This is a genomic window from Lysobacter firmicutimachus (assembly GCF_037027445.1).
In the GTDB taxonomy this organism is placed as follows: domain Bacteria; phylum Pseudomonadota; class Gammaproteobacteria; order Xanthomonadales; family Xanthomonadaceae; genus Lysobacter; species Lysobacter firmicutimachus.
On record NZ_JBANDL010000002.1, the window covers coordinates 3,894,525 to 3,913,427 of the forward strand.

Consider the following 18,903-nt stretch of genomic DNA (forward strand, 5'->3'; position numbering starts at 1 on the left):
CAGTACGCAGTGCAGCAAAAGCGACGGGAGTAGGGATTTGGGATTCGGGATTCGTTCAAGCAAAAGCCCGAGTCCCATTCAGAAACCCCACGCCCTTCCGGCCGCCGCGCACGAATCCCCCAATCCCCACTCCCCAATCCCGCGCCCGGTTGACAGCTCAGAAACGCGATTCCATACTCGGCCGTATGTTACGCGTTTGATGCCAGCGTTTGAATGCCGGGGCGCCGCACGGAGGCCGGTCCCGCCATCGCCGCCGGCGTCACGCGCATCCGACTAGCTTGAGTCTTAGCCGCATCCTCCGGAGCGCCGCCATGAGTATCGCGATCCCCTTCCTTGCCTTCCTTCTCGTCGGCGCCATCGCCGCCTACCACCGCCTCCGTCTGCCGGTCTGGGCCGCGTTGACCGCCACCGTGCTGGTCGGCTGTTACCTGCTCGGCGCCAATCCGACCGCGACCGTCGTCGCCGCGGTGCTGGTCGCGCTGATCGCGGTGCCGCTGCTGATCCCGCAGATCCGCCTGCCGCTGATCACCAAGCCGCTGCTCGGCTTCTACACCAAGATCCTGCCGCCGCTGTCGGAAACCGAGCGCACCGCGCTGGAGGCCGGCACGGTCGGCTTCGAAGGCGAGCTGTTCTCGGGCAAGCCGGACTGGCAGCAGTTGCTGTCGCAGCCCAAGCCGGAGCTGACCGCCGAGGAGCAGGCCTTCCTCGACGGCCCGACCGAAGAGCTGTGCAAGATGACCAACGACTGGCAGATCACGCACATCGATGCGGACCTGTCGCCGGCGCTGTGGGACTTCGTCAAGAAGAACAAGTTCTTCGGCCTCAACATCCCGAAGGAATACGGCGGCCTGGGCTTCTCGGCGCTGGCCAACCACAAGGTGATCCAGAAGCTGGCTTCGGTGTCGAGCGTGGTCAGCTCCACCGTCGGCGTGCCCAACTCGCTGGGCCCGGCCGAGCTGCTGATGCACTACGGCACCAAGGAGCAGAAGGAGCATTACCTGCCGCGCCTGGCCGACGGCCGCGAAGTGCCCTGCTTCGGCCTGACCGGCCCCTGGGCCGGTTCCGACGCGACCTCGATTCCAGACTACGGCATCGTCACCATGGGCGACTGGAACGGCGCCCGCGTGGTCGGCGTCAAGCTCACCTTCGATAAGCGCTACATCACCCTGGCCCCGGTCGCGACCCTGATCGGCCTGGCCTTCCGCATGTACGACCCGGACGGCCTGATCGGCGACAAGCGCGACATCGGCATCACCCTGGCCCTGCTGCCGCGCGACACCGCCGGGGTCGAAGTCGGCCGTCGCCACTTCCCGCTCAACTGCACCTTCCAGAACGGTCCGATTCACGGCAAGGAAGTGTTCATCCCGCTGAGCCAGCTGATCGGCGGCGAAGCCTATGCCGGCAAGGGCTGGCAGATGCTGGTCGAATGCCTGTCGATCGGCCGCTCGATCACCCTGCCCTCCTCCGGCAGCGGCGGCGCCAAGATGGGCGCGGTCGTGACCGGCGCCTACGCCCGCATCCGCAAGCAGTTCGGCCTGTCGGTCGGCCGCTTCGAAGGCGTCGAGGAAGCGCTGGCCCGCATCGCCGGTAAGGCCTATGCGATCAGCGCGCTGTCGCAGGCCACCGCGGCCGCGGTCGCACGCGGCGAAAACCCGGCCGTGCCCTCGACCATCGCCAAGTACCACTGCACCGAGATGGCGCGCGAAGTCGCCACCGACGTGATGGACATCCACGGCGGCAAGGGCATCATCCTCGGTCCGAAGAACTACGCCGGCCGCAACTGGCAGGCGCTGCCGATCATGATCACGGTCGAAGGCGCCAACATCATGACCCGCTCGCTGATGATCTTCGGCCAGGGCGCGATCCTGTGCCACCCGTGGGTGCTCAAGGAAATGAAGGCGGCGATGCTGCCGGACAAGGCGCAGGCGCTGCGCGAGTTCGACCAGAACCTGTTCGGCCACATCGGCTTCGCGATCTCCAACGCGGTGCGCAGCTGGTGGTTCGGCATCACCGGCGCCAAGCTCGGTGCCGCCCCGGGCGACACCTACACCCGCCGCTACTACCGCAAGCTCAACCGCTACTCGGCGACTCTGGCGCTGATGGCCGATACCTCGATGCTGCTGCTCGGCGGCAAGCTGAAGTTCAAGGAGTCGCTGTCGGGCCGCCTGGGCGACGTGCTGAGCCAGTTGTACATCGCCAGCAGCATGCTCAAGCGCTACGAGGACCAGGGCCGTCCGGCCGGCGACCAGCCGCTGTTGGCCTGGGCCTTCCACGATGCCGTGCACAAGATCGAACTGGCCCTGTCCGGCGCGCTGCGCAACTTCCCGATCCGTCCGGTCGGCTGGCTGCTGTGGGCGCTGATCTTCCCCTGGGGCCGCCGCGCCCAGGCGCCGAGCGACCGCCTCGGCCACCGCGCCGCGTCGCTGCTGATGTCGCCCAACGACGCCCGCGACCGCCTCGCCGAGGGCGTGTTCACCACCCCCTGCGCGAACAACCCGGCCGGCCGCATCAACAGCTACCTGCAGAAGGTGATCCTGGCCGAGCCGGTCGAGCGCAAGTTCCTCAAGGCGCTGAAGAACAGCGACATCCAGGCGCTGGACTTCGCCAGCCAGCTCGACGAAGGCGTGCGCGAAGGCTGGATCACCGCCGAGGAGCGCAAACAGCTGGAAGAACTGCGCGAGATGACCATCGACACCATCAGCGTCGACGACTTCGACGCCGCGGAACTGCGCTCGGCGGGCTACAAGCCCTACGCCGACGACGGCGGCCATCACGGCGATACCCGCGCGGCGGCGTAAGCCTTGCGGAACCGAAAACGGCGGCCTGGGGCCGCCGTTTTCGATATGGGATTAGGGATTAGGGACTAGGGACTAGGGACTAGGGATTAGGGATTAGGGATTTGGGATTTGGGATTTGGGATTTGGGATTTGGGCATCCGGCATCCGGCATCCGGCATCCGGCATCCGGAACGATCATGCCTCGGCGGAGTCCAGATCCAGCCGCGCGCACATCCCGTCTACCGTCATCCTCGCGAAGGGAGGACCCCGAGCCTTCAAAGCCATCTCGCGATAGAGCCGCTGGATTCATGCCCTAGCGGGATCGACGTCCGGAAGCCATCCGCCTCTTTCATCATTCAATTCAATTCAATTCAATTCAGCCCAGCCCTGCCACCGCCATGAGCGCCAACGTCCTCGCCCTCTACCGCAAGCTCACCCGCTACCCCGCCGGCCACTGGCTGTTCAGCCGCGCCGTCTGCTTCAAGGCGCCCTACTTCGCCAGCATCTCGCCGCGTTTCGAGTCCCTCGAACCGGGCCGTTGCAGCGCGACCATGCGCCACCGCCGCGCCATCACCAACCACCTCGGCACCGTCCACGCCATCGCCATGTGCAACCTGGCCGAACTCACCGGCGGGGTGATGACCGACGTCAGCATCCCCCGGTCGATGCGCTGGATCCCGGTCGGCATGAGCGTGGAATATCTCAAGAAAGCGGTCGGCACGGTCCGCGCCGTCGCCACCCCGGCCGCACCCATCGTCGAATCCGACAGCGCCTACGACCTGCCGGTCGACGTCGTCGTCACCGATCCCGCCGGCGACGCGGTGTTCCGCGCCCGCATCGCGATGCGCGTCTCGCCCAAGCCCAAACGCGGCTGATCCCGCGCTCCGGGCACAACCTGCGGCCGCAGGCCGGCGTAGCATCCGGCCCTAAGGCACTCGGCATCGGGAGACCTGCCATGAGCGCAAGCGCCTGGATCTGGCTCGGCGGCCTGCACAGTCTGGCCTTCGCCGCCTTCCACATGGCCTTCTGGAAACTGTTCGGCTGGCGCCGCAACCTGCAGGCCGCCACCGTCGCCGACCGCGCGATCCTGCAGATCCTCAACCTGCGCCTGATCTACGTCCTGCTCGGCATCGCCGCGCTGTGCTTCTTCTACACCGACGAGCTGCGCAGCACCGCGCTGGGCCGCGCGGTGCTGGCCGGCATGGCCTTGTTCTGGGTCGGGCGGACGATCGAGCAGTTCGTGTTCCTGCGCATCAACCGGCCGATGATTCATGCGCTGACCGCGCTGTTCGTGCTCGGCGCGGCGGTTTTCGCTGCGCCGTTGTTCTATTGATCGGCACGCCCGGCAGCCCGGCGGCGACGATTCAGGCGACTGCGCCCTCGCCCGCCTGCGGCGGCCGGCCGCCCCCTGCCGCCAACAACAGCAGGCCCAGCAATACCGACACCGCCACGATCGCCGCCGCGGCATAGCCCAGCGCGCCGACGCCGATCGCGTCGATGACCCGGCCGCCGACGATGGCGCCGACGCCGATGCCGAGGTTGGCGCCGGAGATATTGAGTGAGGCGGCGAAGGCCGGGGCTTGCGGCGCCGACTTCATCACCCGCACGTGGCTGACCGGAAACAGCGCGGCCTGGGTCACGCCCCACAGGGCCAGCGTCGCGGCGAACAACGGCAACGACTGGATCGAGGGCACCACCAGGACCAGGCCCAGCGCCATCGGCACGCTGAAGATCAACGACACCGCCAGCGGGTGGCGGTCGACGTAGCGGCCGCCGAGGCTGTTGCCGATCAGGCCGACCGCACCGAAGGCCATCAGCGCCCAGCCGACCACTTGCCCGTCGAAGCCGGCCAGGCGCTCGAACAGGTCGGCCAGGTAGGTATAGGCGGTGAACATGCCGGTGAACAGGATCACCGACAGCAGCACGTGGCCGCCGACGCGCGGGTCGCGCAGCACCCGGAACTGCTCGCGCAGGCGCGGTTGCGGCTGGTCGTTGCGGTGGTCGGGCAGGAAGGCGAACAGCATCGCCGCCTTGACCAGCGAGGCGATCGCCAGGGCGACGAAGGCGGCGCGCCAGCCGAAGGCGTCGGCGATCAGGGTGCCGGTCGGCACGCCGATCACGGTCGCGCATATGACCCCGAACGAGATCACCGAGATCGCACGGCCGGCGCGCTCCTGCCCCGCCAGGTCGACCGCGGTCTCGCTGGCCAGGGCCCAGAACACCGGCACGCCGAGCGCGGGAATCAGCCGCGCCAAGGCCATCACGCCCAGGTTGGGCGCCATCGCCGCGATCGCATTGGACGCGGCGAACAGCAACAGCACCACGATGAACAAACGCTTGCGTTCGAAGCGCGAAAAATACGCGGTCAGGAACGGACCGCTGGCGGCGACCGCGAACGCGAACAAGGTCACCAGCAAGCCGGCCTGCGACACGCTGACGCCGAGATCGCGCGCCAGCGGCGGCAGCAGGCCGACCAGGATGAATTCGGTGGTCAGCACCGTGAACCCGGCGGCCGAAAGCAGTAGCAGGGGAAGAAGCACGACAGACTCCGCGAGACGAATACCGGAAGACGAAAGCGCGCGCGACAGCGGCGCAGGGCCGCGACGCGGACGCCAAATCGGGAAGGAGGAGACGGACGCCGCACCGCGAGCCGGTGCATGCGGGTCAATCTAGCGGGCGGCGGCAGGCCGATAAACCGCGTCGCATGCAGCCTCATCGTTCCGCAGCGCGAACGGCGGCCGCCGGCCTTGCGAACTGCGCACTTAGCGCGTTTGCGACGATTCGGGACTGTTTATCCCGCGATGCGGGCTGGTGCCGCCGGCTCGATTCGGTCAGTCTGGCCGATGCCTGCGCGGTCGTGGATCGCGCCCAAGCACCGTATCGACGCAGCGCGCAGCGAAGCCCGGTGCGGACAGCGGGAAAGGTCCGTGGCCGGGGCGATCAGCGCAGTCGCGCCGCACGACGCCCCCGGTGCCGGCTACAGCAGCCACAATGCCGCCAGCGCGGCCAGCGCCGGTACCGCCTGCACGTAGAAGATGCGCCGGCTGACCGTCGCCGCGCCGTAAACGCCGGCGACCACCACGCAGGCCAGGAAGAAGGTCGCCACGTCGGTCCGCGCGCAGGCCAGGCCCCAGACCAGGCCCGCCACCAGGAAGCCGTTGTACAGCCCCTGGTTCGCCGCCAGCACCCGGGTCAGCTCGGCCTTTTCCGGCGTGTTGCGGAACACCTTCATGCCCAGCGGCTTGGTCCACAGAAACATTTCCAGCACCAGGAAGTACAGGTGCAGCAGCGCGACCAGGGCGATCAGGGCGATGGCGATCCAGGGCATGGCGCGGTCCTAGGCGGGAATCCACGCCAGCATAGGGCAGAAGAGAAGAAGGCCGATAGCGGACCGGAAGCGGCGCAGCGGCCGCCGCCCACCGAGCCGCTTTCGCCATCGCCTACGTCGTCCGGGCATGCCAGGCCTTGAGCACCTCGGCCTCGCGCTCGGGCGCGATGCCCGCCTTGGGCTTGGCGCGGCGCTCGGCCGGCAATTGCCGCCAGTAGGCCAACGTATCGCGGACGGTGTCGCGCAAGGGTCGATGACGCAAGCCGGCGGCCTGGGCCTTGGCCACCGAGGTGCGGCCGAAGCCGGCGTATTCGCCGCGCGCCGGAATCCACGCCGGCATGTCCTGCCACGGCGAGACCTTCTGCGCTTCGAGGAAATCCGCCGGCACCCAGGTCAGGCTCGACTTGGCCCCGGCCGCGCGCCGCGACTCGTCCAACACCGCGCCCATGGTCAACGCGCCCGGTGCGGCGTCGGCGTTGTAGATGCCGAAGCGACGGCGCTCGATCGTGGTCAGCAGGAACTCGGCCAGGTCGCGCACATCGATGAACTGGGTCGGGTCCTCGGCGCTGCCGGGCGCGAGGATCTCGCCGCCGCGGTCGGCGCGCGCCGGCCAATAAGTAAACCGATCGGTGCGGTCGCCCGGGCCGACGATGAGGCCAGGGCGGACGATGGTGGTGCGCCCCGGCGCCTCGCGTTCGGCCGCCGCTTCGCACAGCGCCTTGAGCCCGCCGTAGGTCTCGCCGGTCACCTCGCTCACGTTCGGATCGGCGAGCTGGGCCAAGGGCGAATTCTCGTCCGCCGGCAGGTCGTTGCGCGCGTAGACCGAGATCGTCGACACCAGCAGGTACTGGCCGATGCGCGGCGCCAGCAGGCCGGCCGAACGGGTCACGTCGGCCGGCAGATAGGCCGATGTGTCCAACACCGCATCCCAGCGGCGCTCGCCCTCCAGCGCCTTCATGTCGGTCTTGCGGTCGCCGTGCAGTTGTTCGATGTCGCTGAACTCTGCGCCGGCGAATTTCTCCGGCGCGGTCTTGCCGCGATTGAACAAGGTCAGCGTGTGGCCGCGACGGCGCGCCGCCTCGACGAAATGCGGGCCGAGGAAACCGGTGCCGCCGAGCACCAGCAAGCTCAGCGGTTGGGTCTTGGCCTTGATCGCGGCGCGCGCATAAGCCGGCAACGCCAGCAGGCCGGCGGCGGCCGCGCCGGCGGCGAGAAAATCGCGGCGGCGGGTAGTCATGTCTCACCTCGCAAAGGTTGGGCGGAAGTAGGCAGGGCCGAGACGGAGGCCGCCTCGCCGAGACCGCGGCGCGCGCGCAGGATCGCGCAGACGCCGCCGAGCATGCCGGCCGCGGCGATCGCGCCGGCGGCGAACACCGTGGCGGTGCCGGCCGCGGCCACCGCCTTGTGGATCCAGACGAAAGCCAGGTCGGTGCCGCGGAACACCGCGGTGTCGATCACCGCCTTGCCCTGGTAGCGGGAGGGCCGGTCGACCCGGGTGTACAAGGTCTCGCGCGCCGGCTTGGCCAGGGCGAACTCGCCGGCCCGCTGCGCCACCTGCACGATGGCGACCATTACCGGCAACGGCGAGGCCAGCAGCAGGCCGAAGCCGAGCAGCAACACCAGCGCCGGCAACAGCAAGGCCGGCGCCGGCCCGAAACGACCGAGCAGCCAGCGCGTGAGCAGCAATTGGGTCAGGATCGCGAGCAGGTTGACCGCGCTGTCGATGCGGGCGAAGTACGCGGTCGCCGCAGCCGGGTCGGGATAGAACTCGCGCGCGATCGCGGCCTGCTGGTTGTACAGCAGGGTCGCCGCGCCGACGCTGAAGAACAGGGTGATCGCCATCGCCCGCAACAGCGGCCGCTGCCAGACCAGGCGCAGGCCGGCCCAGACCGAGCCGCCCATCGCCGCTTCGCCGCTGGCCAGGCCGTGCCGGCGCTCGCGCCGGATCGCCCAGCCGCGCAGGCGCACGATGCACAACACGCACACCGACAGCAGCGCCGCTGATACCAACAGCAGATGGGCCACGCCGATGACCCCGACCAGGGCCTGGGTCAGCAACGGTCCCAGCACCGCGCCGGCGGTGCCGCCGGCGCCGATATAGCCGTACAGCCGCCGCGCCTGATGCTCGTCGAACACATCGGCCATGTAGCTCCAGAACACGGTCACCGCGAACAGGTTGAACACCGCGATCCAGACGAAGAACAGCATGCCGCGTCCGGACGCCTGGGTTTGGAACGCCCAGTGGAAACCGAGCAGGCAGACGATGAAGAACAGATACACCAGCGGCAGGAACACCCGCCGCGGGAAACGCCCCACCAAGGCGCCGTAGACCGGCTGCAACAGCAGCATGACGGCGAAGGTGCAGGTGAACAAAACCTGCAGCACGAAGTCCTTCAGCGCCCACCCGTGCGCCTGCGCCCAGTCGATCCAGGCCGCGGGAAACACCGCCGTCGCGTCCGCCGACGCGCCCATCGCGTCGCGCACCGGCCGCAGCACGTAGTACCCGCACAGCAGGCAGAAGAAGTACAACAACGCCCACCACAACGGCGAGGCGGAGGTCTCGCGCAGGCGCGCGGACGCGCTCATGCGAACGCATCCTGCGATGGCGAATTCCCGCCGGCGACGTGCGCAGCCGCGCACGCGCGCGGCGCCGCGGCCTCGCGCATTCCGGTCCTCCCGTTACCCTTCGCTCACGCTAGCGCCGGCATCGCGGACGGCCATCTGCGGATGGTCATCCCGACCTTCGGCACGGGGGCGCGACCGCCGCCACGCTTTGTCCGGCGCAACGCCGCCGCCGGACCGGGCGTCAGCGCGCGCCGGGAACGGCGCCGACCGGCGCGGGCCCGGCGCGGCGGGAAGCGCTGATCGGATGCGGCGACCGCGACGCGGCGCGCAAGGTCAGTCGGGAAATCTCCGGCGGCACACCGAAGCGCACCGGCAGGATGCTGGTGCCGATGCCGGTAGTGACGAACAGATGCTTGCCGTGCTCGATCAGATGACCGGCGGCATAGCGCTGATCGGCCGGCAGCACCGGCGTGCCGATCCAGGGCAGTTTGACCTGGCCGCCGTGAGTGTGGCCGGCCAGGGTCAAGGCGGCGCGCGGCGGAATGTCGGGGAAGATGTCCGGATTGTGAGTCAGGGCCAGCGCCGGCGCGTCGTCGCTCACGCCCGAGAAGGCGCGCACCACGTCGTGGCGGGTCTCCCATTTGTCGCCGATCCCGACCACCCACAAGCGGCAGCCGCCGAGTTCGGTGGCGCGCGCCTGGTCCTCCAGCACGATCACCCCGGCCGACTCCAACGCCGCGCGCACCCTGTGCCCGTCCTTCCACCAATCGTGGTTGCCGAGCACCGCATAGACCGGCTTGCGCGCGGTCAACGGCTTGAGGTGCGGCGCCATCTGCTCGGCGGAGACATAGGTGCCGCCGAGCACGCTGAGGATCACGTAGTCGCCGGCCATCAGCACTGCGCGCGAGTCGCTGGCGATGAGGCGGTTCACCAGGCGGTCGAGCCGGTCCAGGCCGTTGTGCGGCGAGCCGGTGTGGATGTCGGCGACCACGTCGACGCGCAACCCGTCGCACTGCGGGCTCCAGTGCGGCAGGCGCAACTCGTAGCCGCGTTCGACCAGTTGCCGCGGCTCCCAGAAGAATCCCCAGCTCAGGCAGCCGACCGCGATCAACACCGTGCCGACGAACAACCGTTGCAGCCACGGCTGGCGCGGCCAGGGCCGCCAACCGCGGTTCATGCGCGCGGCCCGGATTCGGCGGCGGCGCCGCGCTGGACCCAGCGCGCCAGGTTCCAGCCGATCAAGCCGGCGCCGGCGGCGACCGTGGCGCTGATGCCGGCCAACCCGGCGACGCCGACGCCGGCGCTGCGCAAGGCCACCATCGCGGTCGCCACGGCCACGTCGCCGAAGCGCCAGGCCGCGGTGTCGACCGCATTCTTGCCCTTGTAGCGCAGGGTGCGCGCGGCGCTGGCGAACAGGCTTTCGCGCGCCGGGTTGGCCATGCCGTAAGCCAGTCCGCGGCTGACGATCAGGGCCAGCGCCACCGCCGGCATCGAGCCGAGCATCGTCGCCAGCGCCTCCGGCAGCCACGAAAGGGCTGCGCCGAACGCGGGGAAGGCCCGCGCCAGCGGCGCATGAGGATCGGCCGCCAGGGCCACGGTCAGCAGCGCCGCGACCGTGACCAGCGACCAGGCGCCGATCACCGTCGCCGCGCCGCGCCGCGCCAGCAGCCACGGCGTGATCAGCAACTGGGTCGCCAGCGCCAGCAGGTTGGTCATCAGGTCCAGGTCGGCGGCGAAACGGGTGCGCGCGACCGCATCGACGAAGGTCGCCTTGGAGTAGTCCACGACCAGGCCGTAGTTGACCGTGCCGATCCAGTCGCCGAGCAGCAGCAGGATCGCCATCGAGCGCATGAACGGATTGGCGAACACCTGCTTGAGGCCGTCGAACATGCCGCCGCCGATCGCCGCGTCGTGCGCGGCCTCGTGCCGGCGCGCGCCGTGCACGCGCGCCCAGCGCCCGAGCAGGCCGACGAACAGCAAGGACGAAGCCAGCAGCCCCGCCGAGACCAGCAGCAGCGGCGCCACGCCGATGCGCTCGACCAGCACCCGGGTCAGTGCCGGACCGGCCAGCGAACCGACCGTGCCGGCCACCGCGATCAGCGGGAACAGCCGCCGCGCCTGGCCCTCGTTCCAGATGTCGGTCATGAAGCTCCAGAACACCGACACCACGAACAGGTTGAACACGCTGATCCAGACGAAGAACAGCGTACCCAGCGCGCGCGGGCTCAACGGTCCGTGCTCGGCGAACAGCGGCACGAAGCCGAGCAGGCAGGCGATGAAGAAGCCGTACACCAGCGGCACCACGATCCGGCGCGGATAGCGCGAGACCAGGCCGGAGAACACCGGGGTCAGCGCCAGGGTGGCGATCAGGGTCGCGGCGTAGAACCACGGCAGCTGGGTCGAGCCGACCGCAGCGCTGAGTTGGTCGCGCAGCGGCCGGATCACGTAGTACGCGGTCAGCACGCAGAAGAAATACCCCAGCGAGAACGCGACCGCGGTCCATTCTCCGGTGTGGACGCGCCCCGGCCGCAGGCTGGCGTCTTGGACTGCCGACATTCCGTCGCTCCGTGAGGGCGCCGGCTCGCGGCCGGCGCTTCGGGGGTGATCGGCGTGGGTCGGCGCGGCGCAAACCGGGCCGGACCGCATCGCCGTCGGCGGGCCGGTCGCCGCCGGTCCTCCATTGGCCGGCACGGTAGCCGAACGGCTCGAGGACCGCCACCTCCGCGGCTGGCGGCAAGCCTGGCCGCATCGCCCGACGCGCATTGGGAGCATTTGCTCTAGTTTTGCCGCTTACGGTCGCGGCACGGCGCCGCGCACGGCGCACAACGGCCTCAGATCCCGTGTCCCAAGAGTTCGACTACATCGTCATCGGCGCCGGCTCGGCCGGCTGCGTGCTCGCCAACCGGCTCAGCGAAGACCCCGATACACGCGTGCTGCTGATCGAGGCCGGCCCGCGCGACCGCCATCCGTTCCTGCACATGCCCGCCGGCCTGGCCAAACTGGTCGACAAGAAAGGCGTGAACTGGAGCTACGACACCGCGCCGGAGCCGCAGTTGAACGGCCGCAGCTTGTGGTGGCCGCGCGGCAAGGTGCTCGGCGGCTCCAGCTCGATCAACGCCATGTGCTACATCCGCGGCGTGCCCGGCGACTACGACGACTGGGCCGCGGCCGGCGCCGACGGCTGGGACTGGAACGCGGTGCTGCCGTTCTTCCGCCGCAGCGAACGCAACAGCCGCGGCGACGATGCCCTGCACGGCAGCCTCGGCCCGCTGTACGTCTCCGACCTGCGCTACACCAATCCCCTGTCGTCGGTGTTCATCGAAGCCGGCGTCCAGGCCGGCTATGCGCGCAACAAGGACTTCAACGGCCCCGAGCAGCAGGGCTTTGGCTTTTACCAGGTCACCCAGAAGAACGGCGCGCGCTGCTCCAGCGCGGTCGCCTACCTCGACCCGGCGCGCGAGCGGCGCAACCTGCACATCGTCACCGGCGCCCTGGTCAGCCGCATCACCTTCGAACGCGGTCGCGCCACCGGCGTGGTCTACAGCGCCGGCGGCCGCGCCTACCATCAGCGCGCCGCGCGCGAGGTGCTGCTCAGCGGCGGCGCGATCAATTCGCCGCAGTTGCTGATGCTGTCCGGCATCGGCCCGGCGGCGGAGCTGCGCCGGCACGGCATCGAGGTCGTGCACGACGCGCCGCAGGTCGGACAGAACCTGCAGGACCATCTCGACGTCTGCACCCTGCAGCATTCGACCCAGCGCATCACCTACGACCGGGTCAGCGACGTACGCATCGCCTTCGACTACTACCTGCGCGGCCACCGCGGCCCGGGCAGCAGCAACATCGCCGAGGCCGGCGGTTTCGTGCGCTCGGCGCTGGCGCCGGACGCGCGCGCCGACGTGCAATTCCATTTCGTGCCGGCGATGCTCGACGACCACGGCCGCCGCCGCCTCGCCGGCGACGGCTACACCGCCCACGCCTGCTTCCTGCGTCCGCGCAGCCGCGGCGCGATCTCGCTGGCCAGCGCCAGCGCCGGCGACAAACCGCGCATCCAGGCCAACTACCTCAGCGACCCGGAAGGCTTCGACCTGAAGATGATGGTCGAATGCGCCAAGCTCTCGCGCGAGCTGTTCGCACAGAAGGCCTTCGATCCCTACCGCGGCGCGCCGATCTTTCCCAAGCGCAGCGACCTCAGCGACGCCGAGTTGGTCGAGTTCGTGCGCGCCAAGGCCGAAACCGTGTATCACCCGGTCGGCACCTGCCGCATGGGCCGCGACGACGCGGCCGTGGTCGATCCGCAGCTGCGCGTGCGCGGCGTGGAGGGCCTGCGGGTGATCGACGCTTCGGTGATGCCCAGCCTGATCGGCGGCAACACCAACGCGCCGACGATGATGATCGCCGAGCGCGCCTCCGACCTGATCCGCGGGCGCCTGTAAGCCCCCGCGACGAGGATGTCTGCGTGTCGGCGCCCCGCCCGGGCGGGCGCGCCGGCTCCGTTCCGGCGGCTTTCGCGCACCGGCTTTGACGCAGCGCCGCATGCCGGCGCCGTCCGCGTCGTCGGCGCCGCCGCAACGACCCTTCGTCGGCGTTTTTCGCACGTCGGTAAGCGCGCGCGCCGCCGTTCGCCAGCCCGGCCATTAATCCCTGAAAAAACAGAAACCTGAACACGCTTGTTGTTCAACTCCCTTAGATCGGAGCTAGAATCGGCCATCCGATCCATGCAGGCGCCGAGCGATGAAACACGACTCCTCCCGACGCTCATTCACCCCCTGGCGCCTCGGCACCCTCGCCGCCCTGCTCACTCTGACCCTCGGGTCCAGTGCGCAGACCTCGCTGCGCTGGGGCAACGGCCAGGATCCGGCGACCTCGGTCGTGCGCAGCCAAGGCGCCGACGGCACGACTCAACCGGGCCAGTTCTCCGCCGCGCGCAGCGTTGGCAGCGCCCGCGCTCTGCCGCTGGCCGCGGGCTTCGACGTGCAACAGTTCGAATCCATGGCCCAGGCGCTGGTCGCCGACCAACGCATCCCCGGCATGGCGATGGCGATCGTGCACAACGGCCAGATCCTCAGCGCGCGCGGCTACGGCATCACCGATGTGCGCAACGCCGAACCGATCGACGCCCACACCGTGTTCCGCTTGGCCTCGCTGTCGAAGAGCTTCGCCGGCACCCTGACCGGCCTGCTGGTCAACGACGGCACCCTGCGCTGGGACAGCAAGCTGGTCGACTACATGCCCAGCTTCCAGTTGGTCGATCCCAACGCCGCGCGCACCGTCACCGTCGCCGACGTGCTCAGCCACCGCGTCGGCCTGAGCCACAACACCTACGACCGCGACCTCGAGAACTACGCCGACTACCGCAGCCTGACCCAGAAGCTGGCCTATGCGCCGATGACCTGCCAGCCGGGCACTTGCTACGGCTACCAGAACATCGCTTTCAGCCTGATCGGCGACGTGGTCTTCGCCGCCACCGGCGACTTCTACAGCCAGGAAGTGCAGCGCCGCCTGTTCAAGCCGCTGGGCATGAACGACGCCAGCCTCGGCCTGGAAGGCATCACCGCCAGCGCGCGCTGGGCCAAGCCGCACGTGCGCGGCCGAGGCGGCTGGGCGTCGCTGACGCCGAAGCCGACCTATTACCAGTTGCCGCCGGCCGCCGGCGTCAACGCCAGCGCCAGCGATATGGCGCAGTGGCTGATCGCCCAGACCGGCCATCGCCCCGACGTGCTGCCGCTGCCGCTGCTGGCGACCCTGCATCAGCCGCTGGTCGACACCCCGAGCGAGATCCGCGGCTCCAGCTGGCGCCGCCAGCGCATCGGCTCGGCCAGCTACGCGCTGGGCTGGCGCGTGTTCGACTACGCCGGCCACCGGGTGGTGTTCCATGCCGGCGCGGTGCAGGGCTATCGCGGCATGGTCGCGCTGCTGCCCGAACGCGATCTCGGCTTCGCGGTGCTGTGGAACAGCGAAAGCGCGCTGCCCACCGGCCTGCTGCCGACCATGCTCGACCGCGCCATCGGCATGCCGGCGCAGCGCTGGCTCGATGTCGACGGCTTCGACGAAACCCTGCTGTACGCCTCCGAAGGCGCGCCCAAGGACCCCAGCGGCAGCAACGCACAGAAGTCGACCGCCGCGCCGCAGTAACGTCCCGGCGCCCCGTCCGGTCGCCCCACGGGCCGCGGCCATGCCGCGGCCCGTTGCGTTTTCGCCGCCCGCCCGGATCAGTGCGGGCCGTCTTCCAGGGTCTGCTTGAGCTTGAGCAAGCCCTTCTCGTAGTCCTTGCCCACCATCGAATCCATCGCCAGGCCGAACCAGCGCGAGACCAGGTTGTAGCCGTGCTGGCTGTCCAGCGACCAGGTCACCCGAGTGCCGGCGCCCTCCTCTTGCAGGTCGAAACGCGCCGTCGCCTCGGTGCCGCCGAAGTCCAGCGCGTTGACGATCCGGCTCGGCGGGACCGACTCGACGATGCGTTGGCTGCCGCTGCCGACCTTCTCGCCCTGCCACGACATCGCCGCGCCGACGCCGGCCTGCGGGCCGCTGTAGGCGTACTTCGCGGTCGGCTCCAACTCGTACCAGGGCGACCACTCGTTGAAGCGCTGGAAGGAATTGAGCATGGCGTGGACTTCGCCCGGCGGGCGCTCGATCAGGATCGAGCGTTCGACGTGACTGCTGGCGGGCAACAGGAAGCCGCCGGCCACGAACGCCAGACCGAGCAACAGCAGCAGGTACAGCGCTCCCTTCAACAAGGCCTTCATCGCGGCTCCCCCGTGTGGTTGGACTTCGGCCGATCGCGACCGGCGATCCCGACGGCCTCTCGACGACCGATCCTAACCGCTGCCGCGACGAGCCGTCGTCGTCGTCCGGATTCGGCCGACGAGAGGTCGATGGCGACAGGCCGCGCCCTACGCAGCACATTTCCTTCGCAGCCGCCGGCACCGAGATCGGTAGCCGCGTCCCCGGTCCGCCGAACGGCCCCTGCACCGCCGGGCGGCACCACCGATGCGGCGAGCGCCACGGCCGTGGTCGCCGTCGGCCTGGGCGAGGAGGCATGTGCGCGGGTCATCGTCCGGCATGCGTCCGCGGCCGGGAGCCGCAACGCGCCCGGTCCGACGCGAACGCTCACCGAGCCTCACGCGCGATGCGCGGACGTTCGCGTTCGCGGCGCCCATAAAAAAACTCTCCCCCCGCCTGGGCTGCGGGGAGAGAGCTGGATTACGGCGTATCGGGGTTTCTTATTAGATCAGCGGCGCCGGGGTGGCCGGCAGAGCAGCCGAAGACTTCGCCTTGCGGGCGCGCTTGGCGGCCTTCTTCGGGGCCTTCTTGGCGGCCTTCTTAGCCGTCTTCTTGGCGGCCTTCTTGGCGGTCTTCTTGGCGGTCTTCTTGGTCGCCTTCTTAGCCGCCTTCTTGGCGGTCTTCTTGGTCGCCTTCTTAGCCGCCTTCTTGGCGGTCTTCTTGGCAGCCTTCTTGGCCGTCTTCTTGGCGGCCTTCTTGGCGGTCTTCTTGGCGGCGGCCTTGCGGACGGTCTTCTTCACGGCCTTCTTGGCGGCCTTCTTGGCGGTCTTCTTGGTGGCCTTCTTGGCGACCTTCTTCGCGCCAGCCTTCTTGGCGACCTTCTTCGTCGCTTTCTTGGCGGCGGACTTCTTAGCGGCTTTCTTAACGGCCATGGGATGGCTCCTCGTCAGTGGTGATCAGGGATTGATCAGTGGTAGTGCGTTAGGCCCAGTGGAAAGGGACTCTGTGAAGACAGAGCCGCGGGAGTCGGACCCGCGTGCAGCCGCCGACGCGCGATGCGCGCCGGAACGGATCGGGGATCGCGTCCGGCCGCGGGTGCGGCGGGAGCGATGGCGCGTGCGCCGGGACGGCGGACGAAAGCGGCCGCCAGACGGGGCGGCCAAACAAAAACCCGGCCCGCCGAGAGCGAACCGGGTTGCAGGGAGCAGGACGCCAGCGATGTCATCGGGAATGTGGATGTCATCGGCGAAGAGAGTGCGGTCAACATTTCTGCAGAGGAAGCGAACCCTGCGTCCACCGTTTTGATTGTCCGGGCGGAGGTTCGATTTGTGCTGCGTGTTGTCGCGCTGGGTTTTCTCACTCTCGTCTGCAGGAAACGTCTGCTGGGCGAAACCTAATCACGCTTTTTCGCACTGTCAACAACCCCGCCGATTTTTCCTTCCGGCGGTCCCGCCTCGACGCCGTCCCGAACGCGTCGTCGGCGCGCGCGACAAATCCATGCGCGAATCCGGATCGTGCGTGGAAGTTTTTTTTCGATCGCGCTGAAAGCCAAGCCTGGCGCGGGTTTCAGCGCACTCGACGAAATCGCGCCGAAGATTTTCGCAAGCACGCATCGCATCCGTCGCGCACTGCGAAGACGCGTTCGGCGGTCGTCGGAGGAAGAAAAAATTCCTTCCGCTCGCCCGGTCCGATTTCGCGTCGCACAAGCCGATTTGCGCGAAACTGCGCGAACCTTTTTTCTGCCGCTCGGCACCGGCTCGTTCGCCCTCGTGCGAATCGGCCGCGCGACTCGCGCATGCGCGAGCGAGCGCGCGCCGGTCGACGCCGGCGCGCGTGCCGCCGACCCCGCGCGCGGCGGCCGCATTCCCGCGCATCGCGGCCGCACCGGCGGTAACGAAAAAATCCCCGGGAAAAACGTGTTTTCTTCGTGCGCAGGAGCGGACCGCGCGAACCCGACCGGGATGCGGTGCGGTGCCGTCGACGAGGGCCGCGCGGCGCGATCGCCGCGCCGAAGCGAAGACGCGCCGAGGCGGAGCCCGTGAACGCCGCGTGTGCTGCCGCGCGGGCGCGGCCGACGACCGTTCGTCGGCGCGGCGATCGGGCGAGCGGCGAGCGGGTGCGCCGGAACGCACGGCGCACGCGGCGCCGCACACCGGCGCGACGACGCACGCGGCCGCGGACATCGGGCGCAAACGGGATGGGACGGATGCGGAATGCGCGGCGGTGCATGCGCGCCGCACCGGCCGGCGACGGCGAACCCGCCGCTGCGCGGTCCGCCGAGCGGACGCGGCGACCGCAAACGAAACGGGGAGCGCCGTGCCGGCCGCTGGGCGGCCGCAGTGCGCTCCCCGTGATGCCTGGCGTCGCCCGAGGGCGACGGCGGCGGATCAGTGGTCGTCGTCTTCGAGCAGTTCGGCGTAGTCGTCCGGGCCGAGCAGTTCGTTGAGCTGGTCCGGCTCCTCGATCGCGACGGTGAGGATCCAGCCTTCGCCGTAAGCGTCCTCGTTGATGGTCTCGGGCTTGTCGGCCAGCGCCGAGTTGACCGCGGTCACGGTGCCGGTGACCGGCGAGTAGACGTCCGAAGCCGCCTTGACCGACTCGACCACGGCGCAGGCGTTGCCGGCTTCGAGGCGGTCGCCGACATTGGGCAGCTCGACGTAGACCAGGTCGCCGAGCAGGCGCTGGGCGTGGTCGGAGATGCCGATGGTGACTTTGCCGTCGCCTTCGGCGCGGGCCCACTCGTGGGACTTCATGAACTTCAGATCGCCGGGAATTTCACTCATGGCTGGCCTCGAACGTGACGGGAGCGGCTGGTTGATGGCGCGTAGTTTAACGATGCGGAGTCGACATGCGACAGGGGCGGCGCCGGCGCCTCAGCGCGCCCCGCCGGCGAAGTCGCAGCGGAAAGGCGCGCGACCGCTGCGCAGCGCCTCGCCCAGGGCCTCGACGCGATCCTGGCCCCAGAACGGTTCGCCGCGTAGCACATATCCGGGCAGACCCGGCAGGTCGGCGGCGATCGCCGCCTCGGTATTGCGCCGGTACCGTTCGTCGGCCGCCTCGGCGTCCGCGGCGGCGAGCACCGCCGCCGCGTCGTGTCCGTGCGCGCGCAGCAGCGCGGCGACGGTGTCGCGGTCGGCGAGGTCGCGGTCCTCGGCCCAGACCGCGCGGAACGCGGCGTCCATGTAACCGGCCGGATCGGCGCCGGCCTCGCACAGGGCGATCGCGCAGCGATCGGCCAACGACGGGTCGACCGGAAAATGTTTGGGCGCCAGATTCAGCGTCAGCCCGCGCTCGGCCCGCGCGCGCTGCAGCTCGTACAGGCGGTAACGCTGGCGCGCCGGCGCGCGTTGCCCCAGGGGCAGGCCGCCGTTGGCGGCGAACAGTTCGAAGATCCGCACCGGCCGGTAGACCAGGCGCGCGCCATGCTCGCGCGCCACCGCCTGCACCGCGGCATGGCCGAGGTAGGCGTAAGGCGAGAGCAGGCTGAAGTAGTAGTCGATCTCGATCACGTCC

General features: G+C 69.5%; 17 protein-coding genes. 7 read left to right on the forward strand and 10 right to left on the reverse strand.

The annotated features are described in order from the left end of the window. Window positions 1-311 precede the first annotated feature (311 nt). The 3 genes from V2J18_RS16855 to V2J18_RS16865 all read left to right on the forward strand — a co-directional run bounded on the left by V2J18_RS16855 (window position 312) and on the right by V2J18_RS16865 (window position 4,110). Entirely contained in the window at window positions 312-2,798 is a 2,487-nt protein-coding gene (locus V2J18_RS16855; RefSeq protein WP_064749797.1) for an acyl-CoA dehydrogenase, read from the forward strand. Between the two features lie 377 nt (window positions 2,799-3,175). Continuing rightward, window positions 3,176-3,652 carry a hotdog fold domain-containing protein gene (locus tag V2J18_RS16860; protein WP_064749796.1) on the forward strand — a complete coding sequence of 159 codons (477 nt, stop codon included), beginning with the start codon at window positions 3,176-3,178 and terminating at the stop codon, window positions 3,650-3,652. Window positions 3,653-3,732: 80 nt separating this feature from the next. Next, on the forward strand, window positions 3,733-4,110 hold the full coding sequence (locus tag V2J18_RS16865; protein ID WP_064749795.1) for a hypothetical protein: 378 nt from the start codon (window positions 3,733-3,735) through the stop codon (window positions 4,108-4,110). A gap of 31 nt (window positions 4,111-4,141) precedes the next feature. Here the strand turns inward: V2J18_RS16865 and V2J18_RS16870 are convergent, their stop codons facing one another. The 6 genes from V2J18_RS16870 to V2J18_RS16895 all read right to left on the reverse strand — a co-directional run bounded on the left by V2J18_RS16870 (window position 4,142) and on the right by V2J18_RS16895 (window position 11,226). Next, entirely contained in the window at window positions 4,142-5,317 is a 1,176-nt protein-coding gene (locus V2J18_RS16870; RefSeq protein ID WP_336132399.1) for an MFS transporter, read from the reverse strand. A 437-nt stretch (window positions 5,318-5,754) separates the two neighbouring features. Further along, window positions 5,755-6,105 carry a DUF1304 domain-containing protein gene (locus V2J18_RS16875; RefSeq protein ID WP_064749793.1) on the reverse strand — a complete coding sequence of 117 codons (351 nt, stop codon included), beginning with the start codon at window positions 6,103-6,105 and terminating at the stop codon, window positions 5,755-5,757. A gap of 112 nt (window positions 6,106-6,217) precedes the next feature. Continuing rightward, window positions 6,218-7,342 carry an NAD-dependent epimerase/dehydratase family protein gene (locus V2J18_RS16880; protein WP_336132400.1) on the reverse strand — a complete coding sequence of 375 codons (1,125 nt, stop codon included), beginning with the start codon at window positions 7,340-7,342 and terminating at the stop codon, window positions 6,218-6,220. Beyond that, a complete protein-coding gene (locus tag V2J18_RS16885; RefSeq protein ID WP_336132401.1) occupies window positions 7,339-8,691 on the reverse strand; it encodes an NTP/NDP exchange transporter in 1,353 nt (450 codons plus the stop codon). Before V2J18_RS16885 ends, V2J18_RS16880 begins: the two co-directional genes overlap by 4 nt. Before the next feature lie 220 nt (window positions 8,692-8,911). Further along, window positions 8,912-9,847 (reverse strand): metallophosphoesterase, encoded by a 936-nt coding sequence (locus tag V2J18_RS16890; RefSeq protein ID WP_336132402.1) that lies wholly within the window; start codon window positions 9,845-9,847, stop codon window positions 8,912-8,914. Further along, window positions 9,844-11,226 (reverse strand): NTP/NDP exchange transporter, encoded by a 1,383-nt coding sequence (locus tag V2J18_RS16895; protein ID WP_336132403.1) that lies wholly within the window; start codon window positions 11,224-11,226, stop codon window positions 9,844-9,846. The genes V2J18_RS16890 and V2J18_RS16895 overlap by 4 nt, the downstream gene beginning before the upstream one ends. Before the next feature lie 284 nt (window positions 11,227-11,510). Here V2J18_RS16895 and V2J18_RS16900 point away from each other — a divergent pair, with 284 nt between their 5' ends. Further along, on the forward strand, window positions 11,511-13,103 hold the full coding sequence (locus V2J18_RS16900) for a GMC family oxidoreductase (protein ID WP_064749789.1): 1,593 nt from the start codon (window positions 11,511-11,513) through the stop codon (window positions 13,101-13,103). Window positions 13,104-13,401: 298 nt separating this feature from the next. Continuing rightward, a complete protein-coding gene (locus V2J18_RS16905) occupies window positions 13,402-14,802 on the forward strand; it encodes a serine hydrolase domain-containing protein (protein ID WP_064749788.1) in 1,401 nt (466 codons plus the stop codon). A 77-nt stretch (window positions 14,803-14,879) separates the two neighbouring features. On the opposite strand, the gene V2J18_RS16910 is transcribed toward V2J18_RS16905, so the two are convergent. Both V2J18_RS16910 and V2J18_RS16915 read right to left on the reverse strand, forming a co-directional pair. Further along, window positions 14,880-15,413: an SRPBCC family protein gene (locus V2J18_RS16910; RefSeq protein ID WP_064749787.1), complete on the reverse strand. Its 534-nt coding sequence runs from the start codon at window positions 15,411-15,413 to the stop codon at window positions 14,880-14,882. A 480-nt stretch (window positions 15,414-15,893) separates the two neighbouring features. Next, the gene (locus V2J18_RS16915; protein WP_336132404.1) at window positions 15,894-16,322 is read right to left on the reverse strand and encodes a hypothetical protein; all 429 of its coding nucleotides are present in this window, start codon (window positions 16,320-16,322) and stop codon (window positions 15,894-15,896) included. Between the two features lie 177 nt (window positions 16,323-16,499). Here V2J18_RS16915 and V2J18_RS16920 point away from each other — a divergent pair, with 177 nt between their 5' ends. After that, window positions 16,500-16,787, forward strand: coding sequence for a hypothetical protein (locus V2J18_RS16920; protein WP_141233601.1), 288 nt, complete (start codon window positions 16,500-16,502; stop codon window positions 16,785-16,787). A 117-nt stretch (window positions 16,788-16,904) separates the two neighbouring features. After that, window positions 16,905-17,432 carry a hypothetical protein gene (locus tag V2J18_RS16925; RefSeq protein ID WP_336132405.1) on the forward strand — a complete coding sequence of 176 codons (528 nt, stop codon included), beginning with the start codon at window positions 16,905-16,907 and terminating at the stop codon, window positions 17,430-17,432. 345 nt (window positions 17,433-17,777) lie between these two features. On the opposite strand, the gene gcvH is transcribed toward V2J18_RS16925, so the two are convergent. Both gcvH and V2J18_RS16935 read right to left on the reverse strand, forming a co-directional pair. Beyond that, on the reverse strand, window positions 17,778-18,173 hold the full coding sequence (gcvH, locus tag V2J18_RS16930) for a glycine cleavage system protein GcvH (RefSeq protein ID WP_064749785.1): 396 nt from the start codon (window positions 18,171-18,173) through the stop codon (window positions 17,778-17,780). 90 nt (window positions 18,174-18,263) lie between these two features. After that, window positions 18,264-18,899, reverse strand: coding sequence for a 2-hydroxychromene-2-carboxylate isomerase (locus V2J18_RS16935; RefSeq protein WP_064749784.1), 636 nt, complete (start codon window positions 18,897-18,899; stop codon window positions 18,264-18,266). Window positions 18,900-18,903 lie beyond the last annotated feature (4 nt).

What these genes read in the sequence shown, in the direction of transcription:
- gcvH (WP_064749785.1), bottom strand. Translation starts at nt 18,173, where the DNA reads ATGAGTGAAATTCCCGGCGATCTGAAGTTCATGAAGTCCCACGAGTGG.
- V2J18_RS16905 (WP_064749788.1), top strand. Translation starts at nt 13,402, where the DNA reads ATGAAACACGACTCCTCCCGACGCTCATTCACCCCCTGGCGCCTCGGC.
- V2J18_RS16890 (WP_336132402.1), bottom strand. Translation starts at nt 9,847, where the DNA reads ATGAACCGCGGTTGGCGGCCCTGGCCGCGCCAGCCGTGGCTGCAACGG.
- V2J18_RS16915 (WP_336132404.1), bottom strand. Translation starts at nt 16,322, where the DNA reads ATGGCCGTTAAGAAAGCCGCTAAGAAGTCCGCCGCCAAGAAAGCGACG.
- V2J18_RS16910 (WP_064749787.1), bottom strand. Translation starts at nt 15,413, where the DNA reads ATGAAGGCCTTGTTGAAGGGAGCGCTGTACCTGCTGCTGTTGCTCGGT.
- V2J18_RS16895 (WP_336132403.1), bottom strand. Translation starts at nt 11,226, where the DNA reads ATGTCGGCAGTCCAAGACGCCAGCCTGCGGCCGGGGCGCGTCCACACC.
- V2J18_RS16920 (WP_141233601.1), top strand. Translation starts at nt 16,500, where the DNA reads ATGGCGCGTGCGCCGGGACGGCGGACGAAAGCGGCCGCCAGACGGGGC.
- V2J18_RS16880 (WP_336132400.1), bottom strand. Translation starts at nt 7,342, where the DNA reads ATGACTACCCGCCGCCGCGATTTTCTCGCCGCCGGCGCGGCCGCCGCC.
- V2J18_RS16875 (WP_064749793.1), bottom strand. Translation starts at nt 6,105, where the DNA reads ATGCCCTGGATCGCCATCGCCCTGATCGCCCTGGTCGCGCTGCTGCAC.
- V2J18_RS16865 (WP_064749795.1), top strand. Translation starts at nt 3,733, where the DNA reads ATGAGCGCAAGCGCCTGGATCTGGCTCGGCGGCCTGCACAGTCTGGCC.
- V2J18_RS16860 (WP_064749796.1), top strand. Translation starts at nt 3,176, where the DNA reads ATGAGCGCCAACGTCCTCGCCCTCTACCGCAAGCTCACCCGCTACCCC.
- V2J18_RS16885 (WP_336132401.1), bottom strand. Translation starts at nt 8,691, where the DNA reads ATGAGCGCGTCCGCGCGCCTGCGCGAGACCTCCGCCTCGCCGTTGTGG.
- V2J18_RS16855 (WP_064749797.1), top strand. Translation starts at nt 312, where the DNA reads ATGAGTATCGCGATCCCCTTCCTTGCCTTCCTTCTCGTCGGCGCCATC.